The organism is Mycolicibacterium aubagnense (assembly GCF_010730955.1).
GTDB lineage: Bacteria > Actinomycetota > Actinomycetes > Mycobacteriales > Mycobacteriaceae > Mycobacterium > Mycobacterium aubagnense.
The window spans coordinates 3262336-3278426 of the sequence record NZ_AP022577.1 but is presented as its reverse complement, the minus strand read 5'-3'; the positions used below and the strand labels follow the sequence as shown (position 1 = coordinate 3278426).

Below are 16091 nucleotides of genomic sequence, written 5' to 3'. Positions count from 1 at the left end.
GCATCTTCAATAATTGACGTTGCCGTATCCCAATCCTGTTGCGTTGACAGCAAACTGGCGCCTTCCTAACGTCCGGGTCAAGCTCGATGACGGAAGACACTGGGAGGCAGCTTGTGGCGCAACCGCTTCAGTCGCCTTCGCGCACCTCCGCGCCGTGGGCGCGACCCGCTGTGGCGGTCGGCGATTTCATCGTCCTCACCGGCGAGACGTTCGCCGCGATGCTGCGTCCGCCGTACGCCTGGCGTGAACTGATCGAGCAGATCTGGTTCGTCGCCCGGGTCTCCGTCGTACCCACTGTCGTGCTGTCGATTCCCTACACGGTGCTGATCGTCTTCACACTCAACATCGTGTTGATCGAGGTCGGTGCCGGCGATCTGTCCGGTGCCGGTGCCGCTCTGGCGTCGGTGACGCAGGTGGGTCCGGTGGTCACCGCGATCGTCGTGGCCGGTGCCGGTTCGACCGCGATGTGTGCCGACCTCGGCGCGCGGACCATCCGCGAAGAAATCGACGCCATGAAAGTCATTGGCGTCAACCCGATTCCGGCGCTCGTCGTGCCGCGCGTGCTTGCCGCAACCTTCGTCGCCGCGATGCTCTATTCGATGGTGGCCGTCGTTGGTCTGGCCGGCAGCTACTTCTTCGTCGTCTACATCCAGCACGTGACCCCCGGCGCGTTCATCGCCGGGATGACCCTGCTGACGGGTCTGCCGCAGGTGATCGTCTCTCTGGTCAAGGCGTTGCTGTTCGGTCTGTCGGCCGGACTGATCGCTTGCTACAAGGGACTTTCGGTCGGTGGCGGACCGACGGCCGTCGGCAACGCCGTCAACGAGACCGTGGTCTTCTCCTTCATGGCGCTGTTCCTCATCAACATCCTGGCAACGGCATTCGGCGTGAAAGTGGCGCCATGACAACAGATGTCGATGTCGACCGCCCGTCCCTGCTCAGCGAACTGGCAGACCAGGCGGTGGCGGCGACCCGCCGCCTGGGGGAGCAGACGGCCTTCTACGGCAGCGCTTTGGCTGCCACGGCGGACGCCGTCCGACGGTATCCGGGTGAGGTGCTGCGGCTGATCGCCGTCATGGGTATGGGCACGGGCGCGCTCGCCGTCATCGGCGGGACGGTGGTGATCGTCGGATTCCTCACCCTGTCCACCGGCGCATTGATCGCCGTGCAGGGCTACAACACCTTGTCCAACGTCGGAATCGAAGCCCTGACGGGTTTCCTGGGAGCCTTCCTCAACGTGCGCTTCATCGCACCGGCGACAGCGGGCGTGGCACTTGCCGCCACCATCGGCGCCGGTGCGACAGCGCAACTCGGCGCCATGCGCATCAACGAGGAGATCGACGCCCTGGAAGTGATGGGCATCCGCGTCGTCACCTACCTCGCGGCGACCCGGATCGTCGCCGGTGTGGTGGCCGTCGTCCCGATTTACACCGTCGCGGTGCTGATGTCGTTCCTGGCCACCCGGTTCGGGACGACGATCATCTACGGCCAGTCGCGGGGCGTCTACGACCACTACTTCACGACATTTCTGCACCCGAACGATCTCGCCTGGTCCTTCTTCGAGGCACTCGCCATGGCCGCCGCGGTGATGGCAGTGCACACCTACTACGGCTTCACCGCGACGGGCGGGCCGGCCGGTGTCGGTGAGGCCGTCGGCCGCGCGGTGCGTACCTCGATCACCGCCGGCGTGTTCATCCTGCTCACCATCACGCTGTCCGTCTACGGGCAGTCCGGCAACTTCCACTTGGCGGGCTGAACTCCGATGGCAAAGGGAAACAACGGAACTCGGCGTGAGCAGATCGACCCGATCTGGTGGGCGCCGGTGCTGGTGCTGGCGGTCGTCGCCATGACCACGATGACGTGGCTGTTCTTCTCCGGATCACTCAAGGGATTCGTGCCACTGACTCTGGTGTCCGACCGTGCCGGCCTGGTGATGGAAGATGGCGCGAAGGTGAAACTCCGGGGTGTACAGATCGGCGAAGTAGAATCGATCGGCAGCCGGACAGACACTGCGGGACACGTACTTTCGACGCTGAAACTGCGAATGTATCCGAGACCCTTCGCACAACTGCCCGGCAATGTCGAAGCGCAGATCAGGTCCAGTACCGCATTCGGCGCCAAGTATGTCGAGCTCAACGTGCCTGCGAGCGGCCCCAGCGCAGGCCATCTCCGGTCAGGTGCGGTGCTGCAGTCGCGGAACGTGACGGTCGAGGTCAACACGGTGTTCGAGAATCTGCAGTCGGTGGTGCAGGTCATCGACCCGACGAAGCTCAACTCAGTGCTCTCGGCGGTGGCCGAATCACTACGGGGCAAGGGCGAAGTCATCGGGCAGGCCATCACCGATGCGAACCAGGTGCTGCTCGCGGTGAATCCGCGCATGGACACGGTGCGCAAGGACTGGCAGTTGTTCGGCCAGACCGCTCAGGCGTATTCGACTGCGGCGCAGGACATCGTGTCCACCCTTGATTCGTTCTCGACCACCGCCACCACCATCGCCGGCCAGTCGAAAGAACTCGACGGTCTGCTGTTGTCTGCCGTCGGCTTTTCCCAGGCGGGCATCGATGCCGTCGGCGCCAACCAGACCGCCCTGGTGCGGTCGATGGAACTGCTCAGACCGACCACCGCGCTGCTCGACAAGTATTCGCCGACGTACACCTGCCTGTTCCAGGGGGCCCAATGGTTCTTGGAGCACGGTGGTCGATATGCCATGGGCGGCAACGGCAAATCCGTGATCATGGATGCCGCGCTGCTGGCCGGTGCCGACCCCTACCGGTTCCCCGACAACCTGCCCGTCGTCAATGCCAGTGGCGGGCCCGGCGGCAAGCCGAGCTGTGGTTCATTGCCCGATGTCAGTAAGAACTTTCCGGTCAAGTATCTGGTGACCGACACCGGTTTCGGTGACGGACTGGACATGCGGCCCAACCCGGGCATCGGTTTCCCCGGCTTCGCCAACTATTTCCCGGTGACCAAGCCGCAGCCGGAACCGCCGCGGATTCGCTACCCGGGTGGTCCGGCGCCGGGGCTACCCGGCGTCGAAATGGGTGAACCCCAGCCTGCTCCGGGGACACCATGAGAAGCCGGATCCGCGGGACCGCAACGCGCGTCGTGATCTTCACCGTGGTCAGCCTGCTCTTCATGTTCGGGCTGCTGACGGTGTTCGGGCAGTTCCGGTTCGATTCGCGGGCCTCCTATCAAGCGGTGTTCAGCAACGTATCGGGGCTGAAGGGCGGGAACTTCGTCCGCATCGCCGGCGTGGAGGTCGGGAAGGTCAAGAGCCTCAACCTGCACAAGGACGGCACCGTTACCGTCGACTTCGCGATCGACAGGCAGCTGACGCTCACAGAAGGCACCACGGCGACGATCCGTTACGAGAACCTGATCGGCGACCGCTATCTGGCGCTCGACGAAGGCCCCGGCTCAGTGCGGAAATTGCTTCCGGGCCAGACGATCCCGCTGTCCAGGACGTCACCCGCCCTCGATGTCGACGCGCTGATCGGCGGCTTCCGTCCGTTGTTCCGCGCGCTCGACCCGGACCAGGTCAATGCGCTGAGCGGTGAGCTGCTCCGAGTGTTCCAGGGCCAGGGCAGCACCATCTCGTCGGTGCTGGCGCAGACCTCTGCACTCACGACGACGTTGGCCGGTCGGGACCAGCTCATCGGTGACGTCATCACCAACCTGAACACGGTGCTGGGGACTTTCGCGGCTCGGGACACTCAGTTCGCCGACGGCTTGGACAAGCTGTCACAACTCGTCCAGGGGCTGGCCGAGCGCAAGTCCGATATCGCGATCGGGGTGGCGAACATCAATACCGCGGCGCGGTCGGTCGCCGACCTGCTGGCGGTAGCCCGCGAGCCGATCAAACAGGCTGTGCAGCAGACGGATCGGGTGTCAGGGCAGATCATGGCGGATCACGACTATGTCGACGACCTGGTGAAGACCTTGCCCGATGCGTACCAGATCCTCTCGCGCAACGGTTTGTACGGCGACTACTTCGGGTTCTACCTCTGCGACGCGCTGCTCAAGCTCAACGGCAAAGGTGGCCAACCCGTGTACGTCAAGGTCGCCGGCCAGGATTCGGGGCGGTGCACGCCGAAATGACACGAAAGAGATTGAGCATCAAGCCACTTGCCGAACGCAACCGCGTGGCAGTGGGTGCGACCGGCATCGTGCTGATCGTCGCCATCGTCGCCGCCGCGTTCAGCTACGACAAGATCCCGTTCATCAAGGGGACATCGGACTATCAGGCGTATTTCGCCGACGCCGGCGGCATCAAGACGGGCAGTGACGTGCGGGTCTCGGGGCTGGGCGTCGGCCGGGTGTCGGGAATTCACCTGGAGGGCGCCAAGGTTCTGGTGGATTTCACGGTGCGCGACGGTGTCGAGCTGGGCGACCGCACCGAGGCCGCGATCAAGACCGAAACGGTGCTCGGTACGAAAGTGCTGGAGCTGACGCCGCGTGGTGACCGAAATCTGAACGGTCCCATCCCGATTGAGCGCACCACCTCGCCCTACGATCTGCCGGCGGCCTTGGGCGATCTGACGACCACCATCAGCGGCCTCGACACCACCCAGCTGTCCTCGGCGCTCAAGACGCTGGCGCAGACATTCCAGAACACGCCGCCTGATCTGAAGTTGGCGTTGGAGGGCGTGGCGCGGTTCTCCGATACTCTCGGCACCCGCGACGCGAAGCTACGGCAGCTGCTCGCCGACGCCAACAAGGTGACCTCAGTGCTGGCCAAGCGCAGCGACCAGATCGCGCGGTTGGTGGTGAACACCGATGCGCTGCTGAGTGAGATTTTGGCGCAGCATAATTCGGTCCAGACGTTGATGGACAATGTCGGCGCCGCCACTGCGCAGCTGTCGGGTCTGGTCAACGACAACCGGACCCAGCTCAGACCCGCCCTCGACAAGCTCAACGGAGTACTGGGCATCCTCGACAACCGCAAGAAGGAACTGCAGCGCACGCTGTACCTGCTGCGTCGGTACGCGATGTCATTCGGTGAAGTCCTCGGCGCCGGACCGTTCTTCAAAGCGTCACTCGTCAACCTGTTCCCGGGACAGTTCGATCAGCCGTTCGTCGATGCGGCGTTCTCCGACCTGGGATTGGACCCGAACGTGCTGCTGCCGTCGCAACTGACCGAACCAGGAGCCGGTCAGCCCGGTACCCCGCCGCTGCCGACGCCGTATCCCCGTACCGGCCAAGGTGGGCCACCGAATCTGTTTCTGCCCGATGCCATTACCGGAAATCCGGGAGATCCGCGCTACCCCTATCGGGAGCCGCTGCCCGCACCTGCGCCGGGTGGTCCGGCGCCCGGGCCGCCGGCCCTGGGCCCGGCGCCCGGTGAGGTGCCCGCTCCGACGGTCCCGCCGGTGACGCCGCTACCGCCGTCGAACAATTCGCCCAGCGGTTCACCGGGCGTGGTTTCGGATCCGGTTTCGCCGGTGGGAGGGCGGTGACCATGCCTACCCCCGCAGCCTCTCAACGCGTCGGCAACCGCCGCATCTGGCAGATCGTCATCGCGCTCAGTCTCGTGGTCACCCTGGTTGTCGCGGTCACCGGGCTGACCCGCTCCTGGTGGGTCACCGCCGCGCGCAGCACCTACGTCGCGTACTTTGCGAACACCAACGGCCTGTACACCGGCGACGACATCCGGATCCTGGGCGTCACCGTCGGCACGGTCGAGAAGATCGAGCCGCAACCGCATGCGGCCAAGGTCACCTTCTCGGTGGACTCGCAGTATGCGCTGCCCGCCGACGTCCGCGCCGCGATCCTGTCGCCGTCGCTGGTCAGTGCGCGGGCAATTCAGTTGGTGCCCGCTTACACCACCGGTCCGAAGCTCGCGGCCGGCTCCACCATCGCACTCGACCGCACCGTGGTGCCGGTGGAGTGGGACGACTTCCGCCAACAACTGGAGAAGCTCACCGACTCGCTGCAGCCGAGCAGCCCCGGCGGACCCAGTGCGGTAGGCGAATTCATCAACAGCGCCGCGGACAACCTGCGCGGCCAGGGCGATACCGCACGCGACACCGTGATCAAGCTGTCCCGGGCGATGTCGGCTCTCGGCGACCACAGCACCGACATCTTCAGTACCGTCCGGAATCTGCAGCTGCTGGTGTCGGCGTTGTCATCGAGCAGCGACCTGCTTGCCGCCTTCAACACCAACATGGCAGCCATCACGACCGCGCTGTCGAGCACACCGAACAACATCGCCGACGCGACCCGCAATCTGGATACCGCGGTCAAGGATCTGCGGGGGTTCATCGCGGAGAACCGCGAAGGGCTGGGGGTCACCTTCGACCACCTCAACGCGATCACGACGGCACTCAACGACAGCCGCACGGACCTCAAACAGGTCCTGCACATCGCACCGACGGTGTTCCAGAACTTCACCAACATCTACGACCCCGCGCAGAGCGCGATCACGGGCATCCTGGCGCCGGTCAACTTCGCCGATACCGTGCAATTCCTCTGCGGTGCAATCCAGTCCGCGGCGCGCGAGAACTTCGCACAGTCCGCCAAGCTGTGCGTGCAGTACCTCGCACCGATCATCAAGAACCGGCAATACAACTTCCTGCCGATCGGCGGGAACCCATTCGTCGGCGCGACCGCGCGGCCCAATGAGGTCACCTACAGTGAGCCGCGACTTCGGCCGGGTGGGGCGCCGGCGCAGGAGTCCCCGAACCCGGATCCGCTGCCGGCAGAGGCACCGGCGGCCGCGCCGACCGACCCGAGCCAGGGCCTGGCCGGCCTCATGGTCCCGCCGCAGGGGACGCAGCCATGAAGCACCTCGTGACCGCGACGCTCATCGTCGTCAGCATCCTGACGCTACCGGGATGCCAATGGCGGGGCCTGAATTCGCTGACCCTGCCCGGCACGGTCGGCGACGGACCGGGCTCGTATGTGATCCAAGCGCAACTGCCCGACGTGGTGGTGATCCAGCAGAACACCCGGGTGCGGGTCGGCGACGTCAACGTCGGCAACGTCACCAAGATCGAGGTGCAGGACTGGCACGCACTGGTGACCATGCGGATCAACGGCGATGTCCACCTGCCCGCCAACAGCACCGCCAAGGTAGGGCAGACCAGCCTGCTGGGATCGATGCACATCGAGCTGAGCCCGCCGACGAACGAAGCGCCGCAAGGTGAACTCGCCAATGGCTCGGTGATCCCACTGTCGCGCGCTGCCACGTATCCGACCACCGAGCAGGCTCTTGCATCGGCGTCGATCCTGCTCAACGGCGGTGGGTTGGCCCAGCTCCAGGAGATCAACCAGACGTTCGCGAAGGCACTTGCCGGCCGCGAGAACGACATGCGCAGTCTGCTGACGCAGCTCGACACGTTCATCTCCCGGCTCAATGCCCAGACCGACGACATCATCTCCGCTACCGAGCATTTGAACTCCTTGGCGGGCCAGGTCGCCGCGAATCAGCGCACCGTGGACAAGGCACTGACGACCATCCCGCAGGCGCTGGCTGTGCTCGCCGAGCAGCGCACGAAACTGGCCGACGCGATCGACGCCGTCGGACGATTCAGTGCCGTCGCGTCGTCGACGGTGGACCAGACCAAGGAGAGCCTCGTCGCGAACCTCCGGAACATGGTGCCCGTACTACGGTCGCTGGCCGATTCGGGGCCCGCACTGACCAAGGGCCTCGACTTTCTGTCGACGTATCCGTGGGTGAAGAGCAATCTCGGCAATTGGTTTCGCGGCGACTTCGCCAACATCACGATGGTCATCGACCTGACGCTGAGCAGGCTCGACAGCAGTCTGTTCACCGGAACCCGGTGGGAGGGCAACCTCACCGAACTGGAGATGCAGTGGGGCCGCACGATCGGTCAGATGCCCAGCCCGTACACCGCGGGCAATCCACTGATCGCGCCCTACCACTTCGGGGGGTACTGACATGCTGCGTCTGCGCTTGTCCCGAACCGTCTGGATCCAGCTGGCGATTCTCGGTGCCGTCACCGTGATCGCCTGCAGCGTCATGGCATTCGGCTTCGTACATGTGCCGACCCTGCTCGGGTTCGGCCGCTACACGGTGACGGTCGAACTGCCCGAGTCCGGTGGGCTGTACCCGACCTCGGTGGTCACCTACCGCGGCACAGAGATCGGTAGGGTCAGCGCGGTCGACGTCACCCCGAGTGGGGTACGGGCGGAGCTGAACCTCGACTCCTCGGTCAAGGTGCCCGCGGACGTGTCGGCCGCAGTCCACAGCCGTTCGGCCGTCGGTGAACAGTTCATCGAATTGATCCCGGCGGCAGCACAATCCGATGCCAGTCCGGCCCTGCGCGGTGACGCGACCATCCCGGTGTCCAAGGTGCAGATTCCGGCCGATATCGGCAACCTGCTCGATGCCACCAACCGGGCGCTGGAAGCCATCCCGCAAGAGAATCTGCGCACCGTCGTCGACGAAGCCGACAAAGCGGTGGGTGGACTCGGACCCGAGCTGTCTCGCCTCGTCAACGGGTCCACGTCATTGGCCATCGAGGCCGGCAAGAACGTCGACCCGATCACGCAGTTGATCGGCCAGAGCCCCGCGGTGTTGAACTCCCAAGTGCAGACCGCGGATTCGATCGCGGCGTGGGCGCAGCGGCTCGCCTCCATCACCGGTCAGTTCAAGGCCCAGAATGCGGCATTCGCCGAGTTGCTCCAGCTCGGAGGGCCGGCCCTGGACGAGGGCCGGGCCCTGTTCGACCGGTTCGCCCCCGCTCTACCGGTGCTGCTGGCCAACATGGTGAGCCTTGGCGAAATCGCAGTCGTCTATCGACACGACATCGAGCAATTGCTGGTGCTGTTCCCGCAGGGCACCGCGTTGATGTCGGCCATCGCGGTGGCCGATTCGGACCTCAAGACTCCCTATCGGGGTATCTATCTGGACTTCAAACTCAACATGAATCTGCCGCCACCGTGCAATACCGGCTTCCTGCCGATCAAGCAGCAGCGGATACCCGCGGAGGTGGACTATCCGGAACGGCCGGCCGGCGAGCTGTACTGCCGCGTGCCGCAGGATTCCGACCTGAATGTTCGCGGCGTGCGGAACATTCCGTGCGAGAACAATCCCGCCAAGCGCGCACCGACCGTTGAACTCTGCGAGAGCAATGAGCAGTACGTACCTCTCAACGACGGGTACGTCTGGAAGGGCGACCCGAACGCCACCCTGACGGGCCAGGGCGTGCCCCAATACGCGCCGGGCACCGATCCACGACAACGCCCCGGTGCTCCGCCCGGACCGGCACCCCCGGTGGCCGTGGTGCCCTATGACCCGGCGACCGGCGGGTACATAGGGCCGGACGGCAAGCCGTACACCGACTCCGACCTGGCCGCCACGACGAAAGGCAAGACATGGCAGAGCATGCTGACCCCGAACAACTAGACGCGATTGCCGATCTCGCCGACACTGACACTGACACCGACACTGACGCCGTCGACACGGCGGGCCCAGCGCCGAAACCATCCCTACGGCAGCGGTTGCCACGCATCGCGCCGGTGGTTGCGGCGGGGCTGGCGCTGGTGGTCGCCGTCGGTGCCCTGGTGGGCTGGCTCGGCTTCCGAGCTCATCAGGCTCAGCAGGATCGGGCGCTGAGGAACCTGTACGTCCAGACCGCCCGCCAGGCAGCGCTGAATCTGACCACGATCAGCTACGCCGAGGCGGACACCGACATCCGGCGGATACTCGACTCGACAACCGGCGCGTTCCGCGACGACTTCCAGCGCCGGTCGGAGCCGTTCGTCGCCGTGGTGAAGCAGGCCCGGTCGAAATCCGAGGGCACGGTCACCGAGGCCGGCCTGGAATCGGTGAACGGCGATGTCGCACAGGTGCTTCTCGCGGTGTCGGTGCGGACGTCGCTGGCGGAGGCGCCGGCCGGCCCGCCGCGAAACTGGCGCATGCGGATCAGCGTCGCGAAAGACGGTGCGACCGCCAGGATTTCCAACGTCCAGTTCGTGTCGTGAGCAGACCGGACGGCCAGGACCACATGAAGGACAGATCATGACAGTGGATGTCGAAGAACGCATTGTCTCGCTCGACGAGACAGCGGACGTTGAGACCGAACCCGCGCCAGCGCAGAGTGATTCGCGCAAGTCACGGGTGCAGTGGATCACAGCGACGCTGGCGGTCGCGGCCATGCTCCTTGCCGTTGCCGCGGGATACTTCAAATGGCAGGATGGCTCGGTGCGGCTGGCCCAACGCGCGGCCAACGACTCGGTGCGGGCAGCCAGCGACGGCACTGTCGCCATGCTCTCCTATCACGCGGAAACCGTTGATACGGAACTCAAATCTGCCGCCGACCGGCTGACCGGAGGGTTCCGCGGCGACTACACCAAGTTGGTCGACACCGTGGTGGCGCCCGGGGCCAAGCAGAAACACATCACGGCCGTGGCAATGGTGCCTGATGCCGCGTCTGTCTCGGCGACCGAAAATCACGCCGTGGTACTGGTTTTCGTGAACCAGACCACCACAATCGGCACGGACGCGCCCACGGGCTCGACGTCGACCGTGCGGGTGACTCTCGACAAGGTGCACGATCGATGGCTGATCTCGCAATTCGACCCGGTGTGATTCGCGGACTCGCGGTGCTGCTCGTCTTGTCTACCGGGTTCGGATGTGCGGCAACGGCACTGGCCGATCCGGTGACGTACGTCAACAGCGTCAACGCGCGGCCCGGCTTCAACTTCCCGAGTGCCGATGCCGCCATCGCCTACGGGCGCGGTGTGTGCGACAAGGTCTCTGCGGGACGAAGCTATGCGCAGCTCATCGGTGACATCGGGGCCGAGGTGACCGGCGGCGACCTGAATGAAGCCAACTATCTTGTGGGGCAAGCCCTGAACGAACTATGCCCTGAACTCATCTCGCAGCTGCGCAATTCCGCGGGCAACAGCCGCCTGGGGACACGATGAGTACTCGAATCGTTTGGGCGACACTGGCTGTCTTCGGCGGTGGTGCCGTGCTGCCCGCCGTTGCGCAGGCCGACAATTCGCGCCTCAACAACAGCGTGGTCGCCAATGTCTTCACCATTCAACATCAGGCCGGGTGCACCAACGACGTCGCGGTCAGTCCGCAGCTGAGGCTCGCCGCGGAGTGGCACGCGAATGACGTGCTGAACAACCGCGAGCTGGACGGCGACCTCGGTTCCGATGGGTCGACGCCCCAAGCGCGGGCCCAGGCAGCGGGCTTCCGGGGCAAGGTGTTTCAGACGGTGGCGATCAACCGGTCGATCGCGATCAACAATCTTGATGTGCTCAATCAGTGGTACTACGACCCCGCCGATTTGGCCATCATGTCCAACTGCGCCAACAGCGTCATGGGGGTGTGGTCAGAGAACAGCCCGGACCGCTCGGTCGTCGTGGCGTTGTACGGTCAGCCGGGTGCGTAGAGGCTGACCGTCTGCGTCTTGCCCTTGAGCGGGACTGCCGGTCTGGCCACGGTATCCGCGCGCGCCGCCGGGCTCAGCAGCTCCCAGGTGTGCTGGCTCAGCAGGATCGTGTCTCCGGTCTGCCGCGTCGCTGATTCCACGCGTGCGGCGACATTGACCGGATCACCGATGACGGTGAAGTCGAACCGTCCGGCGCCACCGAGATTCCCGGCGACGACCGTGCCGGAGTTCAGGCCGATGCCAACGTCGGGATCACCGTCGCGGTCATGCAGTGCGGCGGCGATGTCGCGAGCTGCTGCCAAGGCCCGGTCGGCATGGTCCGAACAGCGTTGTGGCACACCGAATACGGCAAGTAGGCCGTCGCCGATGAACTTGTCCACGTAGCCGCCGTGCTTGCCGACGATCGGTACCACCGCTGCGAACAACCGGTTCAGCATGGCGACCACGTCCCTGGCGGGGTGTTGTTCCGCGTAGCCGGTGAATCCGCGGACGTCCATGAACAGCGCGGTGATCTCGGCTTCCTCACCGTCAGCCAGCCGGCCGCCGCCGGTCAGAATGTGGTCGACGATGGCGGCGTCGTGGTAGGTGACGAACGCAGTCCGAAGGCGTTCTCGTTCCGCCAGGCCTTCGGTCATCGCATTGAATCCCGTGGCCAGCAGGCCGATTTCGTCGGTGCTGGTGATGGGCACCCTGACGGTGAAGTCACCGTCGCCGACCCGGTCAGCGGCCCGGCGCAGGTCACGCAGCGGTTCGGTCACCGATCGAGTGACCAGCAGGAGGAGCGGGAAAGCGACGGTTACCGAAATGGCAGCGGACAGGGCGACGCCGATGGCCAGGGTGCGGATGGTGTGCGGGCCGACAAGCCCGGCGACGCCAGTACCTGCTAGCACCGCGATCAATGGGATGGTGCCGAGGAGCCGGTACGCCAGCCCGATTCGAACCCGGACCGGACCGCCGAAGTCCGTGACGTGCCGGCTGATGTCGGCCAGCACCGGACGCATCATCTGCTCGGTGAGCATGGACCGCAAGACCAGCCAGTAGAACCGGAACAGCATGGCGCCGGGGATGAACAGCAGAAATGCGACGGCTGGTAGGTGCAGCAGCCGGATCAGTACGACGATCCACACCAGGTTGAGACCCGCGAGGAAGGCCAATGACAACGGTCGCAGCATAGGCGCCAACGGAATCTCCGCGGCCGTCCGCCACATATCGGTTGCCTCAGCGGAGTCCGGCTCGTCGAACCAGTGCTGGAGTGTACGCAGATGCGGTGCGATGGCCGCAAAGGTCACCACGTCGTCGATCAGGTAGATGGTCGCGCCGAGGCAGGTGAGAATCAACAAGTCGGTGCGGGTGAGGCCAGGGGCGAACAACCGGACGAACTGCGGTCCGGCTGCCGCCCACACCAGCGAGGCAGCGATGAAGACGAGCAGGATGGTACGCCGGAGCATCCTGATCCCACCGAGCTGATATGGCCGCGCCAGGAGGCGCAGCAGTACCAGACGGTCGGGCGGGTCAAAGGTGGTCAAGGCGTCCTCCGGCTCAGGAGTGTTCGCCCATCTTCCCGTGGTGGCCCGTGGTTTGTCCTCGATCTGGCGAGGCGCGGTTAGGTCCGGTTGGGGCGCGGTCGGCTGCGTCCACCTGATCAGCCGGCCGGAACTCTCTGCTCATCATGTCGCGCCCGGAGCTGTCAGCCGAGGCTGACATTGTCAGCGTGCGTTGACATTGTCAGCATGCGTTGACGCGTCCAGGCCGCACAGGTCGCAGGGAGAGACGACACGCGGTCTCATCACCTCGCACCGGATTTACACCAGGTCGCGCAGTTCCTCGATGAGCTTGATGCGGTCGGCGGTCGTCGCGCCCATGGGCACCACGTTGAGTACGGTCACCCCGGACTCGCGGAACGCGGCCACCCGCTCCTTCACGAACTCCCGGCTACCGATCAGCGAAATGTCCCGAACCAGTTCGTCGGGAACAACTTTCGCCGCACCATCCTTGTCGCCGGCCAGGTACAGCTCCTGGATCCGGTCGGCTTCGGCGCCGTATCCGTATTTGGTGGCCACGTTGTGGTAGAAGTTCTTGCCCTTGGCGCCCATGCCACCGATGTACAGCGCGATATGGGGCTTGATGAACTCGCGCATGCCCTCGACGTTGTCGCCGATGGCGAGTGCCGGGCCGGCGTAGATGTCCATGGGCGGCAGCGCGGCGTCGCGCTTGGCGTACCCGGCCTCCAGAGCATCGCCCCACACGTCCTTGGCCTTCTCCGGCAGGTAGAAGATGGGCTGCCAGCCCTCGGCGATCTCTGCGGCCAGCTCGACATTCTTCGGCCCGAGCGCCGCCAGCAGCACCGGAATGCGTTCGCGCACAGGGTGGTTGATGAGCTTGAGCGACTTGCCCAGCCCGGTGCCCTGGCCCTCGGGCAGCGGAATGGTGTAGTGCTTGCCTTGGTACTGGAGTCGCTCACGGCGCCACACCTGACGGCAGATCTCGACGACCTCGCGCGTACGCCCGATCGGGTTGTCATAGGGGACGCCGTGGAAGCCTTCGATCACCTGCGGGCCGGAGGCGCCGAGACCCAGGATGTACCGGCCGTCGGACACGTAATCCAGACCCGCGGCGGTCATGGCCGTCAGGGTCGGGGTGCGCGTGTAGAGCTGCAGGATGCCCGAGGCCAGCTCGACCCGCTCGGTCGCGGCGGCCAGGTAGCCAAGCGCGCTGATGGCGTCGAAGGAGTACGCCTCCGGGACGAAAACGACGTCCAGTCCGGCCTTTTCGAGGTCAGCGACCTCCGCCACGACCTCCTTGAAGCCGCCGGCGTAGTTGATGCCCAGACCGATCTTCATGCTCACTGCTCCTTCGTTGCGAGGGCCGCGATCTCCTCAGCGGCCTCCGCTTGGATCTGGGGGAACTGGGCGCCCATCGCCTCGGACAGCGCCATGGCGCCGGACAGCGGCCGGATCATCACCATGAAATCGTCGATCAGGCCCTCGTCGTTGACGTGGATGAAGTCGCAGCCGGTGATCTTCTTGCCGCCGACCGTGGTCTCGAAAACCAGTGCGTGGCTGCCCGTTTCGAGATCGTTGATCTCACGGATGTAGCGGAAGTCCTCGAAGACCCGCATTACGCCGCGCAGGATGGCGGCGGTGATGGGCTTGCCGGGGTACGGCTTGAAGGCGACGGGGCTGGTGAACACCACGTCATCGGCCAAACAGGCGGCCATGGCCTCGCTGTCGGCAGCCTCGACGGCCTTGCGGAATGCCTGCATCGCATACCTCGCATAGTCAATTTGTTGATTAGGTATCGGTGACGCTAGCCGGACAAGCTCGCCGTGTCCATATGTGACTAATCACTTTGTTGACTACTACACTTTCCGGCATGGCTCTGCGTGACGCCGTCTTGGCGGCCCTGCTCGACAGCGAGGCCTCGGGATATGACCTGGCCAAGGGCTTCGACGCGTCCGTCGCCAACTTCTGGATGGCCACTCCGCAGCAGTTGTACCGGGAACTGGACCGACTCGCGGCCGACGGGCTGATCGAGGCACGTGTCGTCGAACAGGAGCGCCGGCCCAACAAACGGATGTTCACGCTGACCGACGCCGGGCGGGCCGCGGTGCACGCCTTCACCGAGGCGACGCCGAAGCCGTTGGCCATGCGTGACGACTTGCTGGTCCAGGTGTCGACCGTCGACAGCGGTAACGCCGCAGCGGTGTGTGCGGGCCTGCGGGACCGAATCCAGTGGTCCACCAATCAGCTCGAACTCTATGAGCGCATCCGCAACCGAATCCTGGGTGGCCGCAGCGAGACGGCGTTCCTGGCCGACGCGGACCGGGTGGGACCCTACCTGACGTTGATGCGCGGTATCTCATTCGAACAGGAGAACCTGCGGTGGGCGCAAGAGGCGCTGGAGGCGATCGAGCGGCGGCAGTCCCGGCGCTAGCATGAGGCATGCCCGTCTGGGAGATAGGTCAGGCGCAGGTCATGGTCGTCGGCACCTTCGGTGACCTGGAGATTCATCATCATCCCGCGGTGCAGGTCGGTGTCGGGATGACGGGTCCGCTGACGGTCCGAACGGCCGGCGCTGCGCCCCGCAGCGGGCACGTCGTGGTCATCGCCAGCGGTGCCGGCCACGCCGTCCGGGCCGATCCGGACGATGTGACGCTGGCGCTCTATCTGGCGCCCCACACCTGGCCCGGGGTGGCGCTGCACGCCCTGAGCCTGAGCGAGTCTGATGACGGCATCTGGATGCCGGCCGAGGGGCAGGTACTGGCGCGGGCGGTGGCGGACGCTTTCGCCGCGGACCCCGAAGTGGCCGCCGCGGCACTGATCGACCGCCTCTGCGCTGACCCCGAGCAGCAACCGGAGCTGCACCCGCAACTCAGGCAGGCGATGGAGCTGATCTACAGTGGCACAACCGATTCCGTGGGTCTGGCAGCAGTCGCGCGCGAGGTGGCGGTGTCTCCCGACTATCTCGGCCGCCTGTGCCGGCAGCAGACCGGGGTGTCCTTCTCAGCCGCCACTCGCTGGGTCCGGCTGCTCTCCGGGTTGAAGCATCTCGCCGACGGTGAACACGTCACCGATGCCGCGCACCTGGCCGGATTCGCCGACGGCTCGCATGCCAACCGGGTGTGCCGCGAGATGACCGGAGCCCCGCCATCGGAGATCGCCCGAGCTTTGCGGAATTCGACGGATCCGTCCAAGTCGTGACGTCACGAGCGACTCCATACTC

The 16091-nt window shown here is 65.3% G+C and carries 16 protein-coding genes and 1 pseudogene; 14 read left to right on the top strand and 3 right to left on the bottom strand.

The features are described 5' to 3' along the window. Nucleotides 1-218: 218 nt before the first annotated feature. The 12 genes and pseudogenes from G6N59_RS15980 to G6N59_RS15925 form a co-directional block, all read left to right on the top strand. Nucleotides 219-905 (top strand): MlaE family ABC transporter permease, encoded by a 687-nt coding sequence (locus G6N59_RS15980; protein ID WP_234884465.1) that lies wholly within the window; start codon nt 219-221, stop codon nt 903-905. Beyond that, nucleotides 902-1756: an ABC transporter permease gene (locus tag G6N59_RS15975; RefSeq protein WP_234884445.1), complete on the top strand. Its 855-nt coding sequence runs from the start codon at nt 902-904 to the stop codon at nt 1754-1756. The genes G6N59_RS15980 and G6N59_RS15975 overlap by 4 nt, the downstream gene beginning before the upstream one ends. A gap of 6 nt (nt 1757-1762) precedes the next feature. Then, on the top strand, nt 1763-3073 hold the full coding sequence (locus tag G6N59_RS15970) for an MCE family protein (protein WP_138233204.1): 1311 nt from the start codon (nt 1763-1765) through the stop codon (nt 3071-3073). Next, entirely contained in the window at nt 3070-4098 is a 1029-nt protein-coding gene (locus G6N59_RS15965; protein ID WP_138233203.1) for an MCE family protein, read from the top strand. Before G6N59_RS15970 ends, G6N59_RS15965 begins: the two co-directional genes overlap by 4 nt. 17 nt (nt 4099-4115) lie before the next feature. Next, complete coding sequence (locus G6N59_RS15960) at nt 4116-5456, top strand: MCE family protein (RefSeq protein WP_235678752.1); 1341 nt, start codon at nt 4116-4118, stop codon at nt 5454-5456. Nucleotides 5457-5458: 2 nt separating this feature from the next. Further along, a complete protein-coding gene (locus G6N59_RS15955; RefSeq protein WP_170212466.1) occupies nt 5459-6781 on the top strand; it encodes an MCE family protein in 1323 nt (440 codons plus the stop codon). Continuing rightward, nucleotides 6778-7899 carry a virulence factor Mce family protein gene (locus G6N59_RS15950; protein WP_138233200.1) on the top strand — a complete coding sequence of 374 codons (1122 nt, stop codon included), beginning with the start codon at nt 6778-6780 and terminating at the stop codon, nt 7897-7899. Before G6N59_RS15955 ends, G6N59_RS15950 begins: the two co-directional genes overlap by 4 nt. Nucleotide 7900: 1 nt before the next feature. Further along, nucleotides 7901-9370 carry an MCE family protein gene (locus G6N59_RS15945; RefSeq protein ID WP_138233199.1) on the top strand — a complete coding sequence of 490 codons (1470 nt, stop codon included), beginning with the start codon at nt 7901-7903 and terminating at the stop codon, nt 9368-9370. Further along, nucleotides 9340-9948, top strand: a complete 609-nt coding sequence (locus tag G6N59_RS15940) for an Rv1363c family protein (protein ID WP_138233198.1) — start codon at nt 9340-9342, stop codon at nt 9946-9948. The genes G6N59_RS15945 and G6N59_RS15940 overlap by 31 nt, the downstream gene beginning before the upstream one ends. Before the next feature lie 37 nt (nt 9949-9985). Next, nucleotides 9986-10555, top strand: a complete 570-nt coding sequence (locus tag G6N59_RS15935) for an Rv1363c family protein (RefSeq protein WP_138233197.1) — start codon at nt 9986-9988, stop codon at nt 10553-10555. Continuing rightward, entirely contained in the window at nt 10525-10893 is a 369-nt protein-coding gene (locus G6N59_RS15930) for a DUF732 domain-containing protein (RefSeq protein ID WP_138233196.1), read from the top strand. The genes G6N59_RS15935 and G6N59_RS15930 overlap by 31 nt, the downstream gene beginning before the upstream one ends. Continuing rightward, nucleotides 10890-11360, top strand: a pseudogene (locus G6N59_RS15925) (CAP domain-containing protein); the annotation flags it as partial. The gene G6N59_RS15930 and the pseudogene G6N59_RS15925, both read left to right, overlap by 4 nt. Here G6N59_RS15925 and G6N59_RS15920 read toward each other — a convergent pair. The 3 genes from G6N59_RS15920 to G6N59_RS15910 form a co-directional block, all read right to left on the bottom strand. After that, a complete protein-coding gene (locus G6N59_RS15920; protein WP_306789642.1) occupies nt 11354-12370 on the bottom strand; it encodes an adenylate/guanylate cyclase domain-containing protein in 1017 nt (338 codons plus the stop codon). The pseudogene G6N59_RS15925 and the gene G6N59_RS15920 overlap by 7 nt on opposite strands. Before the next feature lie 801 nt (nt 12371-13171). After that, nucleotides 13172-14209 carry an LLM class F420-dependent oxidoreductase gene (locus G6N59_RS15915; protein ID WP_138233193.1) on the bottom strand — a complete coding sequence of 346 codons (1038 nt, stop codon included), beginning with the start codon at nt 14207-14209 and terminating at the stop codon, nt 13172-13174. 2 nt (nt 14210-14211) lie between these two features. Continuing rightward, nucleotides 14212-14631, bottom strand: a complete 420-nt coding sequence (locus G6N59_RS15910) for a nuclear transport factor 2 family protein (RefSeq protein WP_138233192.1) — start codon at nt 14629-14631, stop codon at nt 14212-14214. A gap of 110 nt (nt 14632-14741) precedes the next feature. Here G6N59_RS15910 and G6N59_RS15905 point away from each other — a divergent pair, with 110 nt between their 5' ends. Together G6N59_RS15905 and G6N59_RS15900 are read left to right on the top strand one after the other, a co-directional pair. Further along, nucleotides 14742-15302 (top strand): PadR family transcriptional regulator, encoded by a 561-nt coding sequence (locus G6N59_RS15905; RefSeq protein ID WP_138233191.1) that lies wholly within the window; start codon nt 14742-14744, stop codon nt 15300-15302. Between the two features lie 8 nt (nt 15303-15310). Next, nucleotides 15311-16069: a helix-turn-helix domain-containing protein gene (locus G6N59_RS15900; RefSeq protein WP_138233190.1), complete on the top strand. Its 759-nt coding sequence runs from the start codon at nt 15311-15313 to the stop codon at nt 16067-16069. Nucleotides 16070-16091: the final 22 nt, after the last annotated feature.

What these genes read in the sequence shown, in the direction of transcription:
- G6N59_RS15935 (WP_138233197.1), top strand. Translation starts at nt 9,986, where the DNA reads ATGACAGTGGATGTCGAAGAACGCATTGTCTCGCTCGACGAGACAGCG.
- G6N59_RS15910 (WP_138233192.1), bottom strand. Translation starts at nt 14,631, where the DNA reads ATGCAGGCATTCCGCAAGGCCGTCGAGGCTGCCGACAGCGAGGCCATG.
- G6N59_RS15955 (WP_170212466.1), top strand. Translation starts at nt 5,459, where the DNA reads ATGCCTACCCCCGCAGCCTCTCAACGCGTCGGCAACCGCCGCATCTGG.
- G6N59_RS15950 (WP_138233200.1), top strand. Translation starts at nt 6,778, where the DNA reads ATGAAGCACCTCGTGACCGCGACGCTCATCGTCGTCAGCATCCTGACG.
- G6N59_RS15940 (WP_138233198.1), top strand. Translation starts at nt 9,340, where the DNA reads ATGGCAGAGCATGCTGACCCCGAACAACTAGACGCGATTGCCGATCTC.
- G6N59_RS15905 (WP_138233191.1), top strand. Translation starts at nt 14,742, where the DNA reads ATGGCTCTGCGTGACGCCGTCTTGGCGGCCCTGCTCGACAGCGAGGCC.
- G6N59_RS15975 (WP_234884445.1), top strand. Translation starts at nt 902, where the DNA reads ATGACAACAGATGTCGATGTCGACCGCCCGTCCCTGCTCAGCGAACTG.
- G6N59_RS15970 (WP_138233204.1), top strand. Translation starts at nt 1,763, where the DNA reads ATGGCAAAGGGAAACAACGGAACTCGGCGTGAGCAGATCGACCCGATC.
- G6N59_RS15965 (WP_138233203.1), top strand. Translation starts at nt 3,070, where the DNA reads ATGAGAAGCCGGATCCGCGGGACCGCAACGCGCGTCGTGATCTTCACC.
- G6N59_RS15945 (WP_138233199.1), top strand. Translation starts at nt 7,901, where the DNA reads ATGCTGCGTCTGCGCTTGTCCCGAACCGTCTGGATCCAGCTGGCGATT.
- G6N59_RS15930 (WP_138233196.1), top strand. Translation starts at nt 10,525, where the DNA reads ATGGCTGATCTCGCAATTCGACCCGGTGTGATTCGCGGACTCGCGGTG.
- G6N59_RS15980 (WP_234884465.1), top strand. Translation starts at nt 219, where the DNA reads ATGCTGCGTCCGCCGTACGCCTGGCGTGAACTGATCGAGCAGATCTGG.
- G6N59_RS15915 (WP_138233193.1), bottom strand. Translation starts at nt 14,209, where the DNA reads ATGAAGATCGGTCTGGGCATCAACTACGCCGGCGGCTTCAAGGAGGTC.
- G6N59_RS15920 (WP_306789642.1), bottom strand. Translation starts at nt 12,370, where the DNA reads ATGCGTCCGGTGCTGGCCGACATCAGCCGGCACGTCACGGACTTCGGC.
- G6N59_RS15900 (WP_138233190.1), top strand. Translation starts at nt 15,311, where the DNA reads ATGCCCGTCTGGGAGATAGGTCAGGCGCAGGTCATGGTCGTCGGCACC.